Below are 19,531 nucleotides of genomic sequence, written 5' to 3'. Positions count from 1 at the left end.
TCGGCCGGTCACAAGCCCAGTCCACGTTTGCGGCCAAAGCTCCAGTCGACCCCGCCGCCGGGTGACACGACGCCTGACACGTGCTGGCCGAGCTTCGGTTCGATCGCCGGTGTCCAAGGCACGAGCTGAAACCCCAGCCCGTTGTCGATCATCGCGAACCGCCCAGACGCCAAATTCACGCGCTGCCGATAGGCGCCGGTGACGTGCTCGCCAGCGGCGGAGGGTTGGTACGGCGATCCGGTCTCCGCTGCCAGACGCGAGCCAGCCGCCGAGACTTCACGCGCGCGGAGCGTCTCGATCAGGTCGCGCGCGAAAAGGGTTCGCTGGCCTTGGCGGCGCGCCAAGCCTTCGCCCGCCAGATGGGCGGCTCTGGCATCGAGGGCATCCCTTACGTCGCGGCCGAACCCGGCCTCCGAGACATCGGCCCCTGCCTTGGCAACGAGCTGCCGATCGAGCCAAGTCGCGCCGGGTGCGGTGATCTGATCGCTCAGGCTCAGATCCGACCGCACCGCCAGCGCCGTGCGCACCACGCCTTGCCGATCCTCGAACCGGCGCAGTTCGACGATCGCCCCCGCTGCGGCATCGCCGGTCGCCTCCAGGTCGCGAAACCGGACGTGATGCACACGACCATCAACCCCGTCGATCACGGCATAGGCGGACCCGGACAGTTCATCGTGCAGGCCGCGCTCGATCAGTCGGCCGACGATCGCGGGCGCTTCCGTGTCGAGGTGCATCGCCACGTCGGCGCCGCGATCGACGCCGGTTTGCGCCATCGCCCGGTGCATCGTCTTGATGATGTCGCCGCGCATTCCAAGGTCACGCAGCTGCTCCTCGATCGCGGGCGCAAGCGTCCAGCTCGCAGGGCCTTGGCTTTCGGCCAGCCCGAGGCGTTCGAGATGCTGGGCGCGCCCGAGCAGAAGCCGCCGCATTTCGGGGTCTCGGTCGGCGATCCCGCCTGGGCGCAGGTCGACGACGCCGCCGGACTCGTCGGCCATAGCGCGCAGCGCCCGGTCCAGTCCCGTGAACCGCTCGGCGGTGACCTCGCGCGCCAGGCTGTCGGCGATCTCCAGCGCCGTGCGCGGGCCGAGTTCCTGTTCGACCAGCGCCTCGGCGCGACCGCGCAGACCCTTGGTGAGATAGTCGCGCGCGATTATGAGGTCGGCGCCGTCGTCTGCACGACCGCGCACGAGGATGTGGACGTGGGGATTATCGGTGTTCCAGTGATCGACCGCGACCCATTCGAGCCGGGTGCCGAGATCGGACTCCATCTGCTTCATCAGGGCTCGGGTGGTGGCCCGCAGGTCGGCGAGATCGGTCGCATCTTCGGGTGAGACGATCAGGCGGAAGTGATGGCGGTCGTCCTCGCAGGCTGCGGCGAAGGCGCGGTCGTCGGCCGTGTCGGAGCGCGCATCGAACATCTGCGCAGGTTCGCCCGAGCGGGTGACGCCGTCGCGCTTGAGATAGGCCGCATGGGTCGCGAGCGACGCCGACCGAAACCTTGCGCCCCGGTGGCGGACGATCCTGGTCTTGACGAGCACCCGGCGCGACGGGTTGCGGAGCCTCGCGGCAGTGGCGGCGATACGGCCCCGACCGAAGGTCGAGCGTCCCGAGCGGACCCCGAGGCGTGGGCCGACATGCCCTGCCTTTTGGGCCGCGCGCAACACTTGACCAACGAAGGTTTTAGTGTTGCCGCGCCCGCCGTCGCGGGCTCGGCCAGGGCGAATGTGAAATTCGTCATCCCGAAGGCTCATTGCCGCTGCCTGGAGCCGATGGTGCCGTCAAAAACGAGGCGGGCGTTGGACTTATGGACCGTGGCGGCACGCGGTCGAGCTAGTCGGCACGTAAAAACCCTAGCTAAACCAACCGTATAGACGCACGCAGGGCCGTCGCTTTCATCTTGCCCTCCCGTCCGATTTCCAATGGCCGAAACTTCTGACCCTAGCCGGATCTTCGCCATCCTATCCGTCAGCACGCCAGACTTCGCCATGACGCGATGGAGCCAGCCCACACTCATCGAGGCGTCCGAGATTGGGTGCGCGCCACGAAAAGGGTATCGGCGGGCGCAGACACGGCAGCATGATCGGCGCCCCCGCTTGCCCCGTTTCTCGGCGAATTGGACCCCGTCGAACCGCCCGCGAAGAGCCCGTTCGACTGCGGCACGACGGTCGTGTTGGCGACCAGGATTGCGACGATGCGATCACGCTCCTGAGGCAGCGCAGCTGGGGGTCGATCGACATGGCGAGCGACGAACAAGGGGGCCGTGAAGGGAGAAGGTGGCGGTGTTTGCGATGCAACGGGAAGCGACTTGGACAGGCCGGGACCGCTGATCTGGGCGAGCCGCTGGACGTAGCGGATCGTTTCGGCGGGCAGTGGTCGCGTACCCGCCAGATGCGCTTCCCATCGGCCTGGCCCGGCATTGTAAGCCGCCAAAAAACCGGGCGAGCCATAGCGGTCGAGCATGCGCCGCATATAGGCTGTGCCCGCCAGGATGTTGTCGCGGATGGCAAACGGATCGGCCCCGAGGCCGAGATCGCGGCGCAATTCGGCATAGGTAGCGGGCATCACCTGCATGAGACCGATCGCACCGGCGCGTGATACCGCCCGCGCATCACCGCCACTTTCGACGCGTACTACCGCGACGATCCACTCGCTGGGGACGCCGAACCGCCGTGATGCTTCGGCGATGGCGGCGGCGATGCTGTCGCGCGGCGTGTAAACGGGCGCGGCACCATTCGACTGCGCTGCGGCAGGGCCGGCGATGGCAACACCGAGAAGGACCGCAACGGCCATGGCCGGGACACCCGAGAGAGATTGAAAGCGCATTGTCACGCCCCCTTCCGGGTCCAGATCGGCTGCGCGCGACCGACGATGGTGCTGGTCGGAAGTGGCCCGAAATATCGTCCGTCGAGCGAGTCCGGGACGTCGCGATTGAGCAGCAACACCTGCGTCTCCGTGAGCGTCACGCATCCGCTCCAGCGCGGCAGCTCCCGCCCCCGGTGATCCTTGTCGAGCGCCGTCGCGAAGGCGGCGCCATCGACGGTGACGGTGAGACCGATACGGCACACGCGCTGTCCGCCGACCGCCGCGACCCGCTTCAAGAGCGGCACGCCGCGCGGGAGATAGCCGCCCTCGGCGAGAAAGTCGGCGAGCGGCGCGGGCGGCGAGACGACGACCAGATCCTTGCGCCTTGGCGAGCGTGCGGGTTGCACCGCGTATAGGCCCACCGGAACGCTCGCGCTGGCGTTCCAGATCAGCCTTGGCATCGGATGAATCCAACTGCCGAACGCCAACAGCATGGCAGCAGCCTGCATGGTGACGAGCGTTTTCAGATGGGTGGTCATGCGCCGATCCTCCTTCTGGAAAGCCAGGCCGCATGGCGCTGGCGCGTGTAGACGCGCGGCGTGTCGGCGACGGCGAGGCGGTTGTGGATGTGTCGCCAATGGTCGGGACAGGCGTCTTCGGCGGCCAAGCCGAGGCTTTCGACCTGATCGATCGCGGCGAGCACGCGCTCGACCTTCGGCCAGCCCTGAACGCGCAGCAGCACCTCGCCACCGGGGGTGACACCGGGGACAGTAGTGATGGGTTCGTCGGCAGCGCAGGCGCGCAGGATGTCGATGCGCGAGACCAGCGTGCCATGCTCGCCCGCTGCCCAGCGGACGAAGGCGAACACGCTGTCGGCCGCAAACCAGAGGGCGCGGCGGCGGCGATCGAGGACTTCCTCGTAGGCGACCCGACCGAAGCGAATCCAGCGCTCGATCTTGCCTTCGAGATGCAGCAGCTCGACGCGGGTGCGGACATCGGCGGCGATCATGACGCGCTCCCGTCGTCGGGAAATTCGCGGTCGAGCAGCGCGCGCAGCATGTCCGCGACGGTCAGCCCGCGCCGGAAGGCAGTGACCTTCAGCCGCCCGCGCATCGCGGGGGTGACGTCGATCGTCAGGCGCGCGGTGAAGGCGGCGGTGGGGTCAGGCGCCGGCTTTTCGGCGGCACGAACCCAGGCTTCGGGGTCGCCCGGTCGGCGCGCGAAGCCGGACTTGCGGGGATCGCTCATGGCGTCAACCGGTCGATCTCGGCTGCGAGCGCGACGATCTCTCGTTCGGCGATCTGTCCGCCGTTGACCTCGCCGGCCAGACGCCCGCTGCGCGCGGCGTCGGCGAACGCCACCCGTTGCCCGATCCGGCTGGCGAGCATCGGCGGATCGTGATCTTCGAGCGCTGCGGCCGTCTCGCGTGCGATGACGGTGCGCGCGGCACAGCGATTGAGCAGCATCACCGCGCGCAACTCGGGGCGGTAAATCCGCGCTTCGTCGAGCATCCGCAGCATCTCGGCCGAGGCCCAGCCGTCGAACGGCGAAGGCTGCGCGGGAATGATCACGAGATCGGCGGCGAGCATCGCCGAGCGCGCGATCCCGGCGACGCGCGGCGGCCCGTCGAGGACGACCTGGTCATAGCCCCGCGCGATCGCGGGCAGCTCGCGGTGGAGCATGTCGCGGGCCAGACCCACGACCGGGAAGAGGAGATGGAGCCCCTCCCGGCCGCGCTGTTCCGACCAGTCGAGCGCCGACCCCTGGGGGTCCGCATCGACCACCAGAACCCGCTTCCCCTGCACGGCCCATGCGCCGGCGAGGTGCAGCGCGAGCGTCGTCTTGCCGACGCCGCCCTTCTGGTTGAGGAGCGCGGCAATCATGATGACGACCGTCGGCGGATGCGGCGGATCGCACTCAGTGCGCGAAGCGCCAATTGCGTTAGAAAGAATCCGAAGGATTCTAAGTTAGAGACGTTAAGGGCCGCGCAAGCTGCTGAATCAAAGCGATGAATCAGCGATTTCGGTCCCCAATAGCACGAGGATCGGGTCCCCGATGGCACGATAGTGCCGGTCCCCGATAGCACGAGCGGATTCACAGCTTATCCCCAGCGAGGGCCGCCCGCATCCGGCGCGGAATACTCAGCTCCAGCGGGTCGGTGACGAGCGGCCGGAAGTCGAGCCGGTCACGTCCGAAGGCGCGTTCGAGCGTCAGCACGTAGCCGGGCAGCGCCTGGCGCTTGACGATATCGCGGAGGTCGTAGGCGAAGTGCTTGAGCGGGCTAAGCGAGCCTGACTTCAAGTGCAGGTGGGCAATGTCGAAGCTCCAACCGCCGACCTGGCGTCCGCCATGCTTGCGCACGAGCCGGTAGAGCCAGCGCTCGAGGCCCCCGGTGAGATCGAAGTAAGCGCGGTCGATGGTAAGCACGAGCGCATCATCGAGCACGCCGGCATAGAACCAGTCGGGGACGATCAGCTCGACGCCGGTCGGCCGTCCGTGCGCGTCCGCAGTTTCCTTCCACTCGTTGATCCAGCTGAAGCGGTGGCGACGGCGCTCGGTCGGCTGACGGATGCTGGTGGCGACGCTGGTCGCCTGCAGCCGGTCGAGTCCAGCCTTCAGACGTTCGTAGTCGCGCGCCGACGTGCCGCGTCCGACGAAGGTGAGGATTTCGTACGGCGTCGCCGCCATCAGGCGCGAGGTGCGAAGGCCGTGGTCGCGAGCTTCGACGATCTGGCTGGCCGCCCAGATGAGGACGTCGGCGTCCCAGATGGTCGCCATGCCGTGCTCGGGAACGGCCTCGACCCGGATGGCGACCGCCCCGGCCTTGAAGTCGATCGGCGCGAGGCGCTTCGATTTGGCAAGCGAGAAGAAGGGATAGGCCATGAGATCCTGGGCATCGCGGGGCGCGAGGTCGCCGGGCAGCGCCCTGAAGAGGTCGAGTTGCTCGCGCTCACGAGATGGTCGGTGACGGGCGGACATGCGCGGTCAGCCGATCAGCGCCGCGGCGCGCCGGCATAGGGCAACAGCACATGGCGCTTGGCCGGCAGGACGACGTCGCCGGTGTCGTCGGAGGTGGAGGCTTTGGCGCCGCGATCGACCCAAGCCTGGAGGTCCTCGACGCGGTAGACGACCCGGCCGCCGATCTTCGAATAGCGCGGACCAGTGCCGTAGGTGCGGTGCTTTTCGAGCGTGCGGCCGGACAGGCCGAGGAAGCGGGCGGCTTCGGGCGTGCGCAGATAGCGCTGTGGGATAGAGGCGGCGGGCAAGGACATCGGGGACCTCCGGACAGGATCGGCGGTCGGATCGAGCCGCCGTCGTTCGAAGGCAAAGATGGCGAAGGGCGATCGGCGATAGGCGGGTCGGAATTGACCAGGGCGATTTACGACCCGTCGGGCCGTGATCGGTTGCCAAGAAGTCGGCGATAACCGCCCGCGACGGTAGCGGCACCTTCGCGCAAAAGGCGCGCAATCCGGCTCCGGAGATGATGATCGTCGAACGCCACACCGGGCGGGACGGCCTCGTCCCCAAACAGCGTTTGGGCGATCTCGCGCCGATCGGCCCCATCTGTCCGCGCGTCGAGCGCGCGCAGCATCATCGTCAGGCGCTGACGACGATTGGGCGTTAGATGATCACGTGATTGGCCAGGCAGTTTGCCGGAAAGACAACGCCATAAGCGCAAAGTTGCGTCCATGCGGCGAGGTGCATCTTGATCAAGCGGCAATATCGCCGCGACCGGACCTTTCAGGTCATCCGAGGCTTGGGACAGGGCTAGCATGGGGTCTGCCGGGGGACCGAACATCAGGTGATGTCCATCCGGTCCCGCGCAGATGACGGTTGGATTTAGGCGATGGAAGGAGTCTAAGCTTCGATGGTCACCAACCTTCAGCAATCGGACGACACGAGGGTCGATGTCGGGGTGCCAGAAGACTTCAGCTTCATCAGCAGACAGCGATGGGTCGATCGCGAAATCGCAAACCCCAGCGTGCCGCCACCCGATCGGCGAGAGCGCGCGACCGTCTGATCGCGGCGCGATATGTCTGTTGATATTGCTCGTTACGTCGCAAGAATTCCCAGGCGATGTTGGCGGCGACCTGCGATTGAATTCGGCGGTATGGCGCGGGGTCGCGCCAATCTGGCCGGTCCTTCATGGGGCTCGCTCCTTTCAGGCCCGCTGATGAAATGCACAGCGTCACGATTGGAACGCAATCGCGTCGTTTCAATAGCTTGTGCTGGAGCTCCATAGTTTTGGACGACGAGTCGAGGCCGCAGCACGATTATCCGCGAGGCCGTTCAAAGGTGCATTAAATGCGGCGGTCGGCATAACTGGCTGGATGCCAAGCTATGTCGGCAAAGCCCTGCGCGCTTATCCAGCGCGCGCGGGCCAAATGCGATTCATACATTTGCTTGCACCGCTGCCGATCATTCTGCGGATCGACCTTGAGAACTACCTGCGCGACCTCTTTCCAGTCTGCGCCGCTTGCCTCGGCATCCAGCAGACGCAGATAATCTCCCAATCGCTCGCGGTCATAGGCCGTGAGGTGGTCGTCGGTCGGCGCCAGTTCTGAAAATGCGATGTCGTTCATAGTCTCGTTGGCAGTCTGCTTATGTGACGCTTTTATGGCTAATGACGTTCGCCGCACTCGATTGACAAGCATTTCTTGACCATGGTCGGCAAGGGTAACAGCGACCCGTTATGTATGGTGCGCAAGCTCTGTAGAGAATACTCCGTGGTTAAATATTCCACAAGACGGTGCTGTCTCGTGGATGGATATTCGCGAGGTCTTGGCGCACAATCTGAAGGCGTATCGGTTGGCGCAGGACCTGTCGCAAGAGGAACTGGCGCATCGCGCCGACATCGACAGGACCTATGTCAGCTCGCTGGAGCGTTGCGTCTATGCGGCGAGCGTCGATGTGATTGACCGGATAGCAAAGGTGCTCGGGATCGAGGCAGCCGAATTGCTCCGCACGCCGCCGGAGGGACTGGTACGGTTCGGCACCGAGACGACCACGCCATAACGAACAATCGAAAACCCCGCCCGGATTGCGCCGGGCGGGGCATTGATCGGCTCAGTCGCCGTTGCGCTTGGCTGGCCGCGACCAGATGAGGCTGAAGGTGTCCTCGCCCTCATCGTCGAACAGGTTGGCGTAGATCGGGGCGGTGAAGCTCGGATCATCCAGCTTGAGGCCGAGATAGTCGCGACCTTCGTTCGAGGTCTTGCTCCAGGCGGCGCCGATCTCGGCACGGCCGACATAGACGCGGTGGCTGGGCGCGTTGTCGCCGGAGCGGTTGGTGTCTGGGACGATCCGGACGCCCTTTGCCTGAACGCCGAGGGTCACGATGTCGCCGGTGTATTCGTTGCCCGACTTCTTGAAGGTGCCGATGGTTGCCATGGTAAGTCTCCTTGGGTGTCTCGAGCACCGCGCCCATCGCGGTCTCGGTGGCGATCGAACGGCCGGAGGCGACGCCGCCGCATCCCTCGGACCGCAGCGCAGCGAAGGATGCCGGTCGGAAGACTTTCTTGATCCGCGAGGAATGCGTGGTTCCACGCAGGGGAAGAAAGTCGCGCCGACCGGCGTTGCGGCTAAGGCGGTCGAGGCGAAGCCGACCTTCGGCCAGATCAGGCCATCACAGAGACCGCATTGGGCACGGGTGCCGGCACCAGCAGGAGAAGGCCTGGCATCACGTAGGAGGAGAATTCAATTGCGAGCGCAGGACCGGCGAAGCGTCGGCTACCCCGTCGTGCAATCGGCAAGGTCGGGAGAGCGCACCGTCCCAAGCAGGCGGACTTCGCGCAATGGTATCGCGGTGTCGCGCTACGCGGCGAGCAGCTGCTCGAGCCGTTCGACCTCGCGCGCGAAGTCGAAACAGAGCTGGTCGCGCTGATCATCGGGTAGCCACCGCGCCATCTGTGGGAAGACAACCTTGTGATACCGGAAGGTGCGTTCGTCCCACGGTAGTGTATCGGTCGCGGCCTGCGCCGTGGCGAGAATCTCGTCGAGCTCCGCCCGGATCACATCCCGGTCGGGTTCCAGCGCCCGCATCGGCGTGCTGTCGCCCATGTCGAAACCTAGTTGTTTCGGTCCGGAATCAAACAGATCGTCCATATGCCGCTGCGCAATCCACCTGTTGCCGGGGCAAGCGCCCTCGTGCAGGGTAACAGTAACGGAGGGGGTGGATGACGCAAGCCGACCAGGTCAAAAAAGCTGTGGGCGAGTTTGGCGCGTCAGCAAAGGCGAAGCTCAATCAGGGCGGACAGCCCGAGGATCAGCTGCGCAATCCGATCGAACAATTGTTCGCCGGTTTGTCCACCGCTTGCGGCCATGCGAGCGGCGCGGTGACGCTGATCGGCGAACAGTCGCTTGCCGAGTTGCGGACGCGGCCGGATTTCGCCGTCCAGTTCAACAAGGCACTGATCGGTTTCATCGAGGTCAAGGCACCGGGCAAAGGTGCCGATCCGCGCAAGTTCAAGGACAAGCACGACAAGGAGCAATGGGACAAGCTGAAGGCGCTGCCCAATCTGCTCTACACCGACGGCAATGCGCTGTCGCTGTGGCGCAATGGCCATCTGGTTGGTGAGATCGCGAAGTTCGACGGCGATATCGAGACATCGGGGGCCAAACTCGGCGCGCCAGCAACGTTGTTGCCACTGATCGCCGATTTCCTGAGTTGGCAACCGATCCCGCCGCGCGGCGCGAAGGAACTGGCGGCGGTCGCCGCGCGGCTGTGCCGGTATCTGCGCGACGAAGTCGTCGAGCAGCTGGGCATCAAGAATGCGAAGCTCGCCGATCTGAAGGAAGACTGGAAGGCGTTGCTATTCCCTGACGCCGACGACGCGCGCTTTGCCGACGGCTATGCGCAGGCAGTGACCTTCGGCCTGTTGATGGCGAAGTCGCGCAAGCTGTCGCTCGTCGGCGGGCTCGATCAGGTCGCGCGCGATCTTGGTCGCACCAACACACTGATCGGCACGGCACTCCGGCTGCTGACCGAGCAGGAATTGTCGCTCGGGCCGTCGCTCGACACGATGGTGCGGGTGCTCGATGTCGTCGATTGGGACCAGATCGCCAAGGGCGATCCCGAGGCATGGCTCTATTTCTACGAGGATTTCCTCGACATTTATGACCGTCGGCTGCGCAAGCAGACCGGGTCTTATTACACCCCGCCCGCCGTCGTGCAGACGATGGTGCGGCTGTGTGACGAGGCGCTGCGATCGTCGGCCCGGTTCGGGGTGGCGCAGGGGCTGGCGGGCGATCAGGTGCATATCGCCGATCCAGCGACCGGCTCCGGCACCTTCCTGCTGGCGATTCTGCGCGCGATCGCAGCGCGGGTCGAGCAGGACCAGGGCGGCGGCGCGGTTGCGGGGGCAATCACCGAAGCGGCAAAGCGGCTTTACGGTTTTGAGTTGCAGTTCGGTGCGTTTGCCGTCGCGCAGCTGCGGCTGCTCGCCGAAATGATCGAACTGGAGGCGGACGGCAGCCCCGGCCTGTTCGTCACCGATACGCTGAGCGACCCGGACGCGGCCTTCGAGCGCGCACCGGGCATCTATGGCATTCTCTCCAAGCTTCAGGCCGAAGCCAACGAGATCAAGCGCCGCCAGCCGATTACCGTCGTTATCGGCAATCCACCCTATAAGGAAAAGGCTAAGGGCAAGGGCAGCTGGGTCGAGAATGGCCGTTTCAAGGACGGCAAGGATGCGCCCTTGCGCGACTGGCAGCCGCCCGCCGCTTGGAAGGTCGGCGCGCACGCCAAGCATCTGCGCAACCTCTATGTCTATTTCTGGCGCTGGGCGGCGTGGAAAGTGTTCGAACAGGGCGGCGGCGGGCGCGAGCTGACCCCGCCGGTCGCCGAACATCTGTCGGGCATGGTCTGCTACATCACCGTATCGGGCTTCCTGAACGGCCCCGGATTTCAGAAGATGCGCAGCGACCTGCGCCGCGACTGCGACGAAATCTGGGTGATCGATTGTTCGCCCGAGGGGCACCAGCCGGAGGTCGCGACGCGCATCTTTCAGGGCGTGCAGCATCCGGTGTGCATCGTGCTTGCCTCGCGGTCGCCGGCCAATGATCCCGCGGTTCCAGCACGGGTTCGGTTTCGCGCGCTTGCCAAGGGACGGCGCGAGGCGAAGTTCGACGAGCTGGCCGCGATCAGCCTCGACAGCGCGGGCTGGCGCGACGGCGCGAGCGATTGGCGCGCGCCTTTCCTGCCCGATTTCGGCGGTGGGTGGGGCGATTACGTGCCGCTGGACGCGATGATTGGCGATTGCGGATCGGGCGTGATGCCGGGGCGGACCTGGATTATCGCCCCAGATGCCAAATCGCTGGAAGATCGCTGGGCGAAGCTGGTTGGCGAGCCCTCAAAAGATCAGCGCGCATCGTTGTTTCACCCCCATATGCGGGGCGGCAAGCCAGGCGACAAGCATATCGCAAAAGCCGGTCATGGCTTGGACGGCGCTCAGGCCCCTATTGAGTCGATCGAGTTTGGGCTGGCGAACACCGACAACAAGGATCCCAAAATTGCGCAAGCTGCGAGGCGCGCAGTCGAACGACCAAAGCCACTGCGCTATGGCTTCCGCTCGTTTGACCGCCAGTGGATCATCCCGGACAGCCGTGTCATCAATCAGCCGAACCCGGGGCTTTGGAGCGCGTTCAGCAAGCATCAGGTGTATTTGACCGGGCTGAACCGGACGGCGCCAAAGGGCGGCCCTTCGATCACTATTACATCAAACATTCCCGATCTCGATCATTATCGGGGTTCATTCGGCGGGCGGGTGTTCGCGCTCTGGAAAGATGCCGCCGCGACCGATCCGAACATCTCCGCCGATGTTCTTGCCGAGCTCGCCAAGGTCTATGGCGGCACCGTCAATCCGGTCGATGTGTTCGCCTATGTCGCCGCATTGCTTGCGCATCCGGCCTATGTCGATCGCTTCCGCGACGATCTTATCCGCCCCGGCCTGCGCGTGCCGCTCACCGCAGACGCCGCGCTGTTCGCCGAGGCCGCCGCGATCGGGCGCGAAGTCATCTGGCTGCATAGCTTTGGTGAGCGCTTCGCCGAGGGCCGCCCCGCTGGCGCGCCGCGCGTCGCGGTCAATCCACCGACTAATCCGAAAGAGGGCCGCATTCCCTCAACGCCGGACGGCTTCCCCGACAGTCTCGATTACGATGCGGCGAAGCAACGGCTACTGGTCGGCACCGGCTACATCGACAATGTCTCGCCCGCCGTCTGGGTCTATGAAGTGTCGGGCAAGAACGTGCTGCGGCAATGGTTCAGCTATCGCAAGCGCGACCGCGAACGCCCGCAGATCGGCGACAAGCGCCCGCCCTCGCCGCTCGGCGATATTCAGCCCGATCACTGGCTGCCCGAATATACCGCCGAACTGATCAACGTCCTGAACGTGCTGACCCTGCTCGTCGTGCTGGAGCCGAAGCAGGCCGATCTGCTGGCGCGGATTTGCGAGGGTCCGCTGATTCCCAGCGCCCGCGTCACGACCTGACCGGTCGCGCTACCGGCAACACCATGCGCGTCAAGGCGGTTGCACCGATGGCGACAGCTCCTGCGGTCGCCACGAGCACCGGGGCGATGCTACCGCCGATTGTCAGCGCTGCGATGCCGTGGGTCGCGTGATACCCGGCAAAGGCGGCGGGCACTGTGAATAAAGCCGCGACTGCCCCGCGCACGATCGGCGCGCGCGAGAAGGTGAAGATCGCTTGCCCGGCGATCAGGACCAGAACGCCGGTCGCGAGGCCGATCAGGATGGCGCCGACCGGGCCGATGCCTGACCGCATTGCGGCCAGCCCCGTGGCTACGCCCGCAAATAGCGGTAGCGCGAACACGGCGAGATTGAACAGCAACCAGCACAATGCGCCGACGCCGAGGATACAGGCGAAAATACCAAGAATGATCATGGCGGTGGCTCCGCTACGGGTTCGAACGGTCGCGCCTCCACCACCACCACGGCGCGTACTCCCGTATAGCAGCAAAGCCGTGTGTCCGGGAGCACGGTTTTCATTGCCGTACAGCGGGTTACCGCAAATTCAGCTCCACGGATCATATTCGCGAACGATCAGCTCGGCATCGCCATCGAACTCGTTCAGCGGCATCACGCCATAAGCGGTGCCAGTGCGAAACAGGATCACCGATACCATCAGGCTACGGGCGAGCATCCAGGCGGACCATTGGGCGGTTATGAGCGACATCTGCGGAACTCCTGCCAACCGGCGGGGACCATCCCCGCTTGACAGGCGCCCGAAGTGTCCGGGGCCCGGACGCGGTCACCGCGCCAAGGCGCAGCCGTCGCGGCCGCAAGCATCGCTTAGCGGACCCTTTACGGGTTGACCGCTTGAGGCCGGGAACTGGACCAACGATTGCGACAGGAAAGCGGGAATGGTCCCCGACGGGCAGGACCACCCGCCGTCAGCGTTGCCTGAAATCGAACAACGGAATGCCCATCTTGCGGGCCTTGTCCGCCAGGTTGTCGTTGATGCCGTTGCCGGGGAAGACGATGACCCCGATCGGCAGGATTTCGAGCATCTGATCGTTGCGCCGGAACGGGGCGGCGTTCTTGAACCGGTTGAAGTCGGGCTTGAATGCCACTTGTGCGATCTTGCGCTCGCGGGCCCAAAGCGAGGCGATATGCTCGGCACCCTTGGGCGATCCACCATGGATAAGAACCATATCAGGATGTTTCGCGTGGACGCGGTCGAGCGCGGTCCAGACCGCTTGATGATCCTGGAAGTCGTAGCCTCCGGTCAATGCAATCTTTGGGCCTGTCGGCAGCAGCACTTCCCGCTCTGCGCGCCTGCGGGTAGCGAGGAAATCGCGGCTATCGATCATCGCCGAAGTCAGGGCCTTGCGATTAACCATCGATCCTGACCGGGGACGCCAGGGGGCGCGGAGATGATCTTCGAAGCGTTCGGCGGCCTGATCGCGCATGAATTCGAAGGCGTTGCGCCGTTCGATCAGGGTCAGCCCTTCGGCAAGCAGTCGTTCGAGCTCGACCGACTTGACCTCGGACCCGTCCTGTTCGCGCTGACTGCGCTTCTGCGCCTGCTCGTTGTCGTCGAGTTCGCGCTCGATGCGGTCGGTCGCGCGGTGGAAGATGTTGACGGTTGACCAGAGCAGAGCGTCGAGATCAGGCTCGAGTCGGCTGTCCTCAAAGATGCTGGCAATGGCATCGAAGACATCGCCGATCGCGGTTTGCACCAAGTGCGCCTCGGGGAGCGGGCGCGGGTCGGGTTCGTCGCTAAAGGGTCGGTGACCGTAGAGCTGGAGTTCATCGAGCAGATGCGCGGTCGGCGACGCGCTGTGCTCGGGTTCGAAGTCGGTGGCCTGGGAATCGATCGTCATGATGCTCGCCTTGCTGGTCGGCCGCGCCCATCGCGGCCTTCGCAGGCGACGAAGAGCGGGGGCGGACCGAGCCTGCACCGCCGAGGCGAAGCCACGAGCGGCCGCAGCGCAGCAAAGGACGGCGAAGGCGCGCTATTTTGGATCGCGATGCAAAGGGCCTCAGGCCCGGCGGAAAATAGCGCGCCGCAGCCGTTGTCGGCCCGGCCCGGCTCCGGTCCGATCGCCCTCTCAGAAGGCCGTGGACGCCTGCCGGACGGTGGCGGGCAATTCTTGATCGGGCTTGGCTCGCCGCCTCGAAACCGCTGCGCTTCGGTTATCTCCGCCACCTTGATTCGAGCACAGCCTCGCAAAGTCTCCTGGCGCGAGTTGCCGCCGCAAGCCGTCTATGAGAGCGGGGAATCCCAGCTGCCGTAGATCGTCGTTGAAGTCACCCATCAGGGAATCTAGCGGCATCGCGTCGATCCCAAGCGTCATGGCGCGGTCGATCAGTTCGGCCGTTGCACGGTGGCCCGCGGCATCGTCGTCGCGGGCGACATAGAGGCGACGCAGACCCGTCGGCAGAATCAGGGCGGCGAGGTGGTTGGCGGAAAGAGCCGCCGCCATCGGCAGGTTCGGCAGTGCCTGTCGGAGCGACAGCATGGTCTCAAGCCCTTCGCCGGCTGCAAGCACGTCGTGTGCGGAGCCGATCCGCACGGCATTACCGAGAAGGTGGCCCATCGCCCGTCGAGGGGTCGCCACGGGCGCCTTGTCGTAGCCCGACGGGTCCAGCCAGGTCCGGTGGACGCCGGTGATCGATCCTTGGAGGTCGGTGACGGCGGCGATGAGCGCGGGCCAGGCGTCGCGTTCGTGGTTGTGCGGATCGTCCTTGTCACCACGATACCAGCAGCGCGGATGAGACCGCAGCGACGTGCATTTCCCTAAATCCGTAATGCCGCGTGTCCGTAAATACGATTCTGCGATCGTGCCCGAAACTGGCTTCGAGATCGCGAACAGCCGTCGTGCCGCTTCTGGAGATCCGGTTGGCGCTGGCGAGGATCGTCGGTGGGTGTCCGTCGGCTCCGGCTGCGGCAGCGCCAGGAAGCGGCGGGCTTCAGCGAGCGCGTCCCGGAGCGTCGACAGGCGCTGATTGGCGGCGATCAGGTCTAGCAGGTCGCCATGCTCGCCCGTGGCGGCATCGGTCCATTTGCCGGCGGGTTTGCCGCTCTCGCCCGCTTTCAACCGGACATAGAGGCTGCGGCCGGGGGTGTTGGCGATGTCGCCGACCAGCCAATAGCGACCTTCGCGGCGACCGTTAGAGAGATAGTAACGACAGACCGCTTCGGCCTGATCGGCGAGCCGACGGGAAAGATCGGCGGCGATGGTCATGCTCTGATCCTTCCGAGACGAAAAAAGGCCCGCCATCGCTGGCGGGCCTGAGGGGTGGCGGAGGCGTTCGGTCAGTTGGCCGCGACCGCGGGGGCGACGTCCGCGACATGCGCAGAATGCCTGTTCGGGGCCGGGTCCCCGATAGCCGATCTGCCGTCGTTCGCCGCCGAGTGCGCGATGCCCGCGAACGATGGTGCGGCGATGTGCGGGGCGGCCGAAACCGCCCTGCGAGGTCAGCCGCTCACTCGGCGGCGATGGCGTGCTCGAACGACGGTTCGTCCGCGGCTTCGGCTTCCGTCTCGTCGTCCTCGCCGAGCGCATCGATGGTCTCCGTCGCCTCGGTGCCCGTGCCATCCGCCATCTCGTCCGTCGGGGCCGCGACGACCTCGGTGATCGCCAATTCGCGGCCCTGCGTACGCAGCGGTTCCGGGAGCCAGCCCGAGCCGTCGAGCAGGGTCTGCGCTTCCTCGGCCATCTCGACCTTCTTGAGATGTTCGATTCGCGCCGCCGCCCGTTCGCCGCGGGCTTCCCGCACTGCGCTGAGGATCCGCGCCTTGGTCACCCGGCCGAGATAGGTCGCGACCGTGGGCGTCCAGCCTGCGGCCACCATGTCGAGGTCGGTAGCGACCGCAAGCCGGTCGGCATGGGCGAGCGCGCGGGGCCGCCGGTTGTAGGGCTCGTAGACCGCGTTGATCGACAGCGAGACGCAGTGCGCGAACAACGCCTGACGGCTGTCACCGTCAAACCCCACCAGTGCATCCCACAGCTCGGTCGGTTCCTTGGGGAGCGCGTTCGACCAGGCGGTATGACGCGCATCGAAGGCGGCGGCGAGCGCCCCGTCTGCCAAGCAAGGCGCCTGTGCCGCGAACCCGATGCTCTTCAGGTCGAGCTCCAGGCAACTGTCCTGGGCATAGCGGTAGAACACCCGCAGCGTTAGAGCGTGAAGCGCGGCGAGGAAGGCGATATCGGGATGCTCGCCGACCGCGTGCCGCAGTGCCAGCGTGCGATGCGCGGTCAGTTCGGTCATCAGCCGATCCGGGATCGGCTTCAGCCCTTCGTCTTCCTCCGGCTCAATGGGGGTCTCCACATCGGCCGTCAGCGACTTGCCGCCATCGTCGCCCTGCGCCGCCATGGTGACTGCACGGTACTCGCCTTCGATCTCGGGCTCCGGCTCGATCGGCAGTTCGTCCTCGGGGCGGACAAAGCCGCGATCGACCCGCAACGCGCCGGACCCGTCGATGCTAACGAAGGCGCCGGCCCGTTCGACCTCCGCGGTGTCGAACACGATGGGGCGCTCGTCGAAGGCGGCAATCGCCGTTTCGAGCTCGCCCAGCCGCCCATCGACCTCCTCGGGAAGCTCGTCGGCTTCGGCGTATTCGGCCTCAAGTTCGTCGAGCTCCATTTGCAATGCGATTCGGGCTGCCCGTTCCTCGTCGGTCAGGAGCGCTGCCTCGCCGCGCAAACGCCGCAGGCCGTAGGTGTGGCCATAGGCGAAGTCGGGCGCGACCTCGATCCAGCGCCAGCCCTCGGCACGGATCGCCTCGGCATCCTCGCGCAACCTTTCGGCCACGAGCATGTCGAGTAGGCCGACGTCCTGGAGCCAGCCGCCGTGATCGGTTTCGAACAGATCGCGCAAGATCGTGCCGCCGGCCTCGACATAGGCGTCGATCCCGACGAACTGCGCGCGCTTGTCGGTTGCCTTCACCGCGCCCTCGGTCAGCATCCGGCGGATGGCGTAGGGCTGCTTGTCGTAGGCCTGGCAGAGCCGCTCGAACACCTGTTCCTGGCGCTCATGGTCGGCGTTGACGGTGAACGCCATCAACTGCTCCAGCGTCATCCCGTCTTCGGCATAGACGTCGAGCAGCTTGGGCGACACCGACGCGAGACGCAGCCGCTGTTTGACGACCGCGACCGGCACGAAGAACGCGGCGGCGATCTCCTCCTCCGACTGGCCCTTCTCTCGCAGCGCAAGGAAGGCGCGGAACTGGTCAAGCGGATGGAGCGGCGCGCGCTGGACGTTTTCGGCGAGGCTGTCTTCCTCGGCGATGCCTGCTTCCCGGACCACGCACGGGATGGGCGCGGTCTTGGCGAGACGCTTCTGGTTCACCAGCAGTTCGAGCGCGCGGTAGCGTCGGCCTCCGGCCGGGATCTCGAACATGCCGGTCTCGACGCCTTCGGCATCGACGACGGGCCGCACCGTGATGCTCTGCAACAGCGTGCGCCGGGCGATGTCTTCGGCAAGTTCCTCGATCGAAACGCCGGCCTTGATCCGGCGGACGTTCGACTGGCTGATCACCAGCTTGTCGAACGGAATGTCCCGCGACGACGACAGGACGATCTTCTTCACTTGAGCCATGGTCATTCTCCATGACGGGCGGCCGCGAGACTCTCTCTCGACCGTCAACCCGCCACGAAGCCGTTCCGGCCCTCTTCCTCTCTGACCCGGAGAACCGGACTGGCGCAAAGCCGTGAAGCCGGAAATCCGACCCCACGGCTTTCCGGATCAGCGGATGCTCGCGAGTAGCTTCCCCGCTTTGCCCTCCAGCTCCAGCCGCGCGTCCTGGTGCGGCTTGTCGCGGGCAACGGCGGTGATGCCCTGCACGAAGTCGAACACCGATTCCGGTGGTCGCCCTTCCTCGTTCATCACACGGGCGATGATCTTGTCGGTCTCAGCCTTGGAGAACCCCCTCTTGCGCAGGAATCCCTCCCGGTCCTCGTCCTTGCGCGCAACGATCGCCTCACGCGCCGCCTTAATGCCGGCCATGAACGGCGTTGGTGATGAAGACGCGAACCGCTCCAGCGCGGGCGTCGCCTGGTGGGCGAAGCGGTGGCCGGCGAATTTGGAATGGCGGATCGAGATTTCTTCAAAACCTTCTGCGCCCCAGATGTTGCGGTTCATACAGACCGCCCGGAGATAGAAGCTCGCCATGCCGAGTGTTTTGGAGCCGACCTCGCTGTTCCAGCAGTAGAAGCCGCGAAAATAGAGGTCGGGATCGCCGTTGGGCAGACGGCCAGCCTCGATCGGGTGGGCGTCATCGACCAGAAACAGGAAGACATCGCGGTCACTGGCATAGAGCGTCGTCGTGTCCTTGGTCACTTCGACAAACGGGTTGTGGGTCATGGTCGACCAGTCGAGGAGACCCGGGACTTTCCAACGCGTGTCGCCGGTGCCGTCTCCGGCGATGCGCATGACGGCGGCGACCAACTCGTAATCCCAGATGCGGCCATAATCCGGGCCGGTAACCGCGCGCAGTTCGATCCCGCCATCGTCTGCCTCGAGTGTTTTGATGAGTTCGCCGCGATGGGCGAGCAGACCGTGCTGCAGGTTAATCCCGGCAAGCGCGGCGGGCAGTTGCCGCAGATAGCCCGCTGGCGCGCCGACCAGGCTGGCCATCTGACCGAACGACCAATGGGTGGGTGTTATCAGTTCATCGCGCCCCGGGAGGACCAGTGCCAGGCGCTCGGCGTCATCGCGACTCGCCTCGACCCTTACCTGACGGGTTTCGACGGTGCGGGCGGTGGCGCGCTCGGCGCGAGCCTGGACCGCCTCGTAGAGCGCGCTCAATGACAGATAGCGCTCGTCGTCAGGCCGCGAGAACCATTCGGACGAGACGCGGCCGATCCGCGCGCCGCGCGAGATATCGACCTTGTAGGCGCCGGAAGCCAGCAGGCGATCACCGCCGCCGGGCGCAGCGGGCAGGACTTTGGTAGCGTTCATGGGATTGATCTCCATGACGGGTTGGCCGGGAGACTCTCTCTCGACCTCCTCATCCGTCACGGCGGGCGCCGCCCTCCTCTGTCTCTCATGATTCGTCCAGCTATCGCGACAGAGGGGCCGGGCCTCCCGTTTCCGCAAAGCCCCCTGGCGTTTTGGGTGGAAAGCTGCCCGTCCGCTTTCAAGCGGCGATCAACTGTAAATAGCCACTCGTTCAGGTGGCAAGGTTGGGAGCTTTGGCCGATTCCTGCTGAGAGGAATCGCCTGTCCGCTTCAAGCGTCATTGGTCATTCATCATCGAATGGCCG

21 protein-coding genes and 1 pseudogene are annotated in these 19,531 nt (G+C 65.5%); 3 read left to right on the top strand and 19 right to left on the bottom strand.

Annotated features, from left to right (window positions below; all coding sequences use genetic code 11):
• Window positions 1–8: 8 nt before the first annotated feature.
• The 9 genes from B7Y43_RS12290 to B7Y43_RS12250 form a co-directional block, all read right to left on the bottom strand.
• On the bottom strand, window positions 9–1,751 hold the full coding sequence (locus tag B7Y43_RS12290) for a relaxase/mobilization nuclease domain-containing protein (protein ID WP_374131945.1): 1,743 nt from the start codon (window positions 1,749–1,751) through the stop codon (window positions 9–11).
• A gap of 259 nt (window positions 1,752–2,010) precedes the next feature.
• The gene (locus tag B7Y43_RS12285; protein WP_374131944.1) at window positions 2,011–2,823 is read right to left on the bottom strand and encodes a lytic transglycosylase domain-containing protein; all 813 of its coding nucleotides are present in this window, start codon (window positions 2,821–2,823) and stop codon (window positions 2,011–2,013) included.
• 2 nt (window positions 2,824–2,825) lie between these two features.
• Window positions 2,826–3,341 carry a S26 family signal peptidase gene (locus B7Y43_RS12280; protein WP_374131943.1) on the bottom strand — a complete coding sequence of 172 codons (516 nt, stop codon included), beginning with the start codon at window positions 3,339–3,341 and terminating at the stop codon, window positions 2,826–2,828.
• The gene (locus B7Y43_RS12275) at window positions 3,338–3,811 is read right to left on the bottom strand and encodes a DUF2840 domain-containing protein (protein WP_374131942.1); all 474 of its coding nucleotides are present in this window, start codon (window positions 3,809–3,811) and stop codon (window positions 3,338–3,340) included. The genes B7Y43_RS12280 and B7Y43_RS12275 overlap by 4 nt, the downstream gene beginning before the upstream one ends.
• Entirely contained in the window at window positions 3,808–4,050 is a 243-nt protein-coding gene (locus B7Y43_RS12270; protein WP_374131941.1) for a hypothetical protein, read from the bottom strand. Before B7Y43_RS12270 ends, B7Y43_RS12275 begins: the two co-directional genes overlap by 4 nt.
• Window positions 4,047–4,685, bottom strand: coding sequence for a ParA family partition ATPase (parA, locus tag B7Y43_RS12265; RefSeq protein ID WP_374131940.1), 639 nt, complete (start codon window positions 4,683–4,685; stop codon window positions 4,047–4,049). Before parA ends, B7Y43_RS12270 begins: the two co-directional genes overlap by 4 nt.
• Window positions 4,686–4,896: 211 nt before the next feature.
• Window positions 4,897–5,781 (bottom strand): replication initiator protein A, encoded by an 885-nt coding sequence (locus tag B7Y43_RS12260; protein WP_374131939.1) that lies wholly within the window; start codon window positions 5,779–5,781, stop codon window positions 4,897–4,899.
• A 14-nt stretch (window positions 5,782–5,795) separates the two neighbouring features.
• Complete coding sequence (locus B7Y43_RS12255) at window positions 5,796–6,074, bottom strand: AlpA family transcriptional regulator (RefSeq protein ID WP_374131938.1); 279 nt, start codon at window positions 6,072–6,074, stop codon at window positions 5,796–5,798.
• A gap of 107 nt (window positions 6,075–6,181) precedes the next feature.
• A complete protein-coding gene (locus B7Y43_RS12250) occupies window positions 6,182–6,493 on the bottom strand; it encodes a DUF2285 domain-containing protein (RefSeq protein WP_374131937.1) in 312 nt (103 codons plus the stop codon).
• 177 nt (window positions 6,494–6,670) lie between these two features.
• Between B7Y43_RS12250 and B7Y43_RS12245 the strand changes: the two genes are divergently transcribed.
• On the top strand, window positions 6,671–6,823 hold the full coding sequence (locus tag B7Y43_RS12245; RefSeq protein ID WP_374131955.1) for a hypothetical protein: 153 nt from the start codon (window positions 6,671–6,673) through the stop codon (window positions 6,821–6,823).
• Window position 6,824: 1 nt separating this feature from the next.
• Here the strand turns inward: B7Y43_RS12245 and B7Y43_RS12240 are convergent.
• Together B7Y43_RS12240 and B7Y43_RS12235 are read right to left on the bottom strand one after the other, a co-directional pair.
• A pseudogene (locus B7Y43_RS12240) lies at window positions 6,825–6,950 on the bottom strand (transcriptional regulator domain-containing protein); the annotation flags it as partial.
• 153 nt (window positions 6,951–7,103) lie between these two features.
• Complete coding sequence (locus B7Y43_RS12235) at window positions 7,104–7,385, bottom strand: DNA -binding domain-containing protein (RefSeq protein WP_374131936.1); 282 nt, start codon at window positions 7,383–7,385, stop codon at window positions 7,104–7,106.
• A gap of 199 nt (window positions 7,386–7,584) precedes the next feature.
• Between B7Y43_RS12235 and B7Y43_RS12230 the strand changes: the two genes are divergently transcribed.
• On the top strand, window positions 7,585–7,818 hold the full coding sequence (locus B7Y43_RS12230) for a helix-turn-helix transcriptional regulator (RefSeq protein ID WP_374131935.1): 234 nt from the start codon (window positions 7,585–7,587) through the stop codon (window positions 7,816–7,818).
• Between the two features lie 51 nt (window positions 7,819–7,869).
• Here B7Y43_RS12230 and B7Y43_RS12225 read toward each other — a convergent pair whose 3' ends face one another.
• Window positions 7,870–8,193, bottom strand: coding sequence for a DUF736 domain-containing protein (locus B7Y43_RS12225; protein ID WP_374131934.1), 324 nt, complete (start codon window positions 8,191–8,193; stop codon window positions 7,870–7,872).
• Between the two features lie 423 nt (window positions 8,194–8,616).
• Window positions 8,617–8,907, bottom strand: a complete 291-nt coding sequence (locus B7Y43_RS12220) for a hypothetical protein (protein ID WP_374131933.1) — start codon at window positions 8,905–8,907, stop codon at window positions 8,617–8,619.
• Window positions 8,908–8,978: 71 nt separating this feature from the next.
• On the opposite strand from B7Y43_RS12220, the gene B7Y43_RS12215 reads away from it, so the two are divergent.
• Complete coding sequence (locus B7Y43_RS12215; RefSeq protein WP_374131932.1) at window positions 8,979–12,290, top strand: type ISP restriction/modification enzyme; 3,312 nt, start codon at window positions 8,979–8,981, stop codon at window positions 12,288–12,290.
• Here B7Y43_RS12215 and B7Y43_RS12210 read toward each other — a convergent pair.
• The 6 genes from B7Y43_RS12210 to B7Y43_RS12185 form a co-directional block, all read right to left on the bottom strand.
• The gene (locus tag B7Y43_RS12210) at window positions 12,280–12,702 is read right to left on the bottom strand and encodes a hypothetical protein (protein ID WP_374131931.1); all 423 of its coding nucleotides are present in this window, start codon (window positions 12,700–12,702) and stop codon (window positions 12,280–12,282) included. The two genes, B7Y43_RS12215 and B7Y43_RS12210, sit on opposite strands and share 11 nt — an antisense overlap.
• A gap of 129 nt (window positions 12,703–12,831) precedes the next feature.
• Complete coding sequence (locus B7Y43_RS12205; protein ID WP_374131930.1) at window positions 12,832–12,993, bottom strand: hypothetical protein; 162 nt, start codon at window positions 12,991–12,993, stop codon at window positions 12,832–12,834.
• A gap of 217 nt (window positions 12,994–13,210) precedes the next feature.
• A complete protein-coding gene (locus B7Y43_RS12200; protein WP_374131929.1) occupies window positions 13,211–14,143 on the bottom strand; it encodes a DUF2493 domain-containing protein in 933 nt (310 codons plus the stop codon).
• 228 nt (window positions 14,144–14,371) lie between these two features.
• Window positions 14,372–15,508, bottom strand: a complete 1,137-nt coding sequence (locus B7Y43_RS12195; RefSeq protein ID WP_374131928.1) for a toprim domain-containing protein — start codon at window positions 15,506–15,508, stop codon at window positions 14,372–14,374.
• A 241-nt stretch (window positions 15,509–15,749) separates the two neighbouring features.
• Window positions 15,750–17,864, bottom strand: coding sequence for a ParB/RepB/Spo0J family partition protein (locus B7Y43_RS12190; RefSeq protein WP_374131927.1), 2,115 nt, complete (start codon window positions 17,862–17,864; stop codon window positions 15,750–15,752).
• 147 nt (window positions 17,865–18,011) lie between these two features.
• Window positions 18,012–19,226, bottom strand: a complete 1,215-nt coding sequence (locus B7Y43_RS12185; protein ID WP_374131926.1) for a DUF932 domain-containing protein — start codon at window positions 19,224–19,226, stop codon at window positions 18,012–18,014.
• Window positions 19,227–19,531 lie beyond the last annotated feature (305 nt).

The sequence above is a fragment of the Sphingomonas sp. 28-62-20 genome (assembly GCF_002281505.1).
Note: the sequence above shows the minus strand (reverse complement) of the source record. Positions and strands in the feature narration are given on the sequence as shown.

Excerpts from the sequence above, each read along its gene's own strand:
- B7Y43_RS12290 (WP_374131945.1), bottom strand. The coding sequence starts at position 1,751 with ATGAGCCTTCGGGATGACGAATTTCACATTCGCCCTGGCCGAGCCCGC.
- B7Y43_RS12285 (WP_374131944.1), bottom strand. The coding sequence starts at position 2,823 with ATGCGCTTTCAATCTCTCTCGGGTGTCCCGGCCATGGCCGTTGCGGTC.
- B7Y43_RS12280 (WP_374131943.1), bottom strand. The coding sequence starts at position 3,341 with ATGACCACCCATCTGAAAACGCTCGTCACCATGCAGGCTGCTGCCATG.
- B7Y43_RS12275 (WP_374131942.1), bottom strand. The coding sequence starts at position 3,811 with ATGATCGCCGCCGATGTCCGCACCCGCGTCGAGCTGCTGCATCTCGAA.
- B7Y43_RS12270 (WP_374131941.1), bottom strand. The coding sequence starts at position 4,050 with ATGAGCGATCCCCGCAAGTCCGGCTTCGCGCGCCGACCGGGCGACCCC.
- parA (WP_374131940.1), bottom strand. The coding sequence starts at position 4,685 with ATGATTGCCGCGCTCCTCAACCAGAAGGGCGGCGTCGGCAAGACGACG.
- B7Y43_RS12260 (WP_374131939.1), bottom strand. The coding sequence starts at position 5,781 with ATGTCCGCCCGTCACCGACCATCTCGTGAGCGCGAGCAACTCGACCTC.
- B7Y43_RS12255 (WP_374131938.1), bottom strand. The coding sequence starts at position 6,074 with ATGTCCTTGCCCGCCGCCTCTATCCCACAGCGCTATCTGCGCACGCCC.
- B7Y43_RS12250 (WP_374131937.1), bottom strand. The coding sequence starts at position 6,493 with ATGGACGCAACTTTGCGCTTATGGCGTTGTCTTTCCGGCAAACTGCCT.
- B7Y43_RS12245 (WP_374131955.1), top strand. The coding sequence starts at position 6,671 with ATGGTCACCAACCTTCAGCAATCGGACGACACGAGGGTCGATGTCGGG.
- B7Y43_RS12235 (WP_374131936.1), bottom strand. The coding sequence starts at position 7,385 with ATGAACGACATCGCATTTTCAGAACTGGCGCCGACCGACGACCACCTC.
- B7Y43_RS12225 (WP_374131934.1), bottom strand. The coding sequence starts at position 8,193 with ATGGCAACCATCGGCACCTTCAAGAAGTCGGGCAACGAATACACCGGC.
- B7Y43_RS12220 (WP_374131933.1), bottom strand. The coding sequence starts at position 8,907 with ATGGACGATCTGTTTGATTCCGGACCGAAACAACTAGGTTTCGACATG.
- B7Y43_RS12215 (WP_374131932.1), top strand. The coding sequence starts at position 8,979 with ATGACGCAAGCCGACCAGGTCAAAAAAGCTGTGGGCGAGTTTGGCGCG.
- B7Y43_RS12210 (WP_374131931.1), bottom strand. The coding sequence starts at position 12,702 with ATGATCATTCTTGGTATTTTCGCCTGTATCCTCGGCGTCGGCGCATTG.
- B7Y43_RS12205 (WP_374131930.1), bottom strand. The coding sequence starts at position 12,993 with ATGTCGCTCATAACCGCCCAATGGTCCGCCTGGATGCTCGCCCGTAGC.
- B7Y43_RS12200 (WP_374131929.1), bottom strand. The coding sequence starts at position 14,143 with ATGACGATCGATTCCCAGGCCACCGACTTCGAACCCGAGCACAGCGCG.
- B7Y43_RS12195 (WP_374131928.1), bottom strand. The coding sequence starts at position 15,508 with ATGACCATCGCCGCCGATCTTTCCCGTCGGCTCGCCGATCAGGCCGAA.
- B7Y43_RS12190 (WP_374131927.1), bottom strand. The coding sequence starts at position 17,864 with ATGGCTCAAGTGAAGAAGATCGTCCTGTCGTCGTCGCGGGACATTCCG.
- B7Y43_RS12185 (WP_374131926.1), bottom strand. The coding sequence starts at position 19,226 with ATGAACGCTACCAAAGTCCTGCCCGCTGCGCCCGGCGGCGGTGATCGC.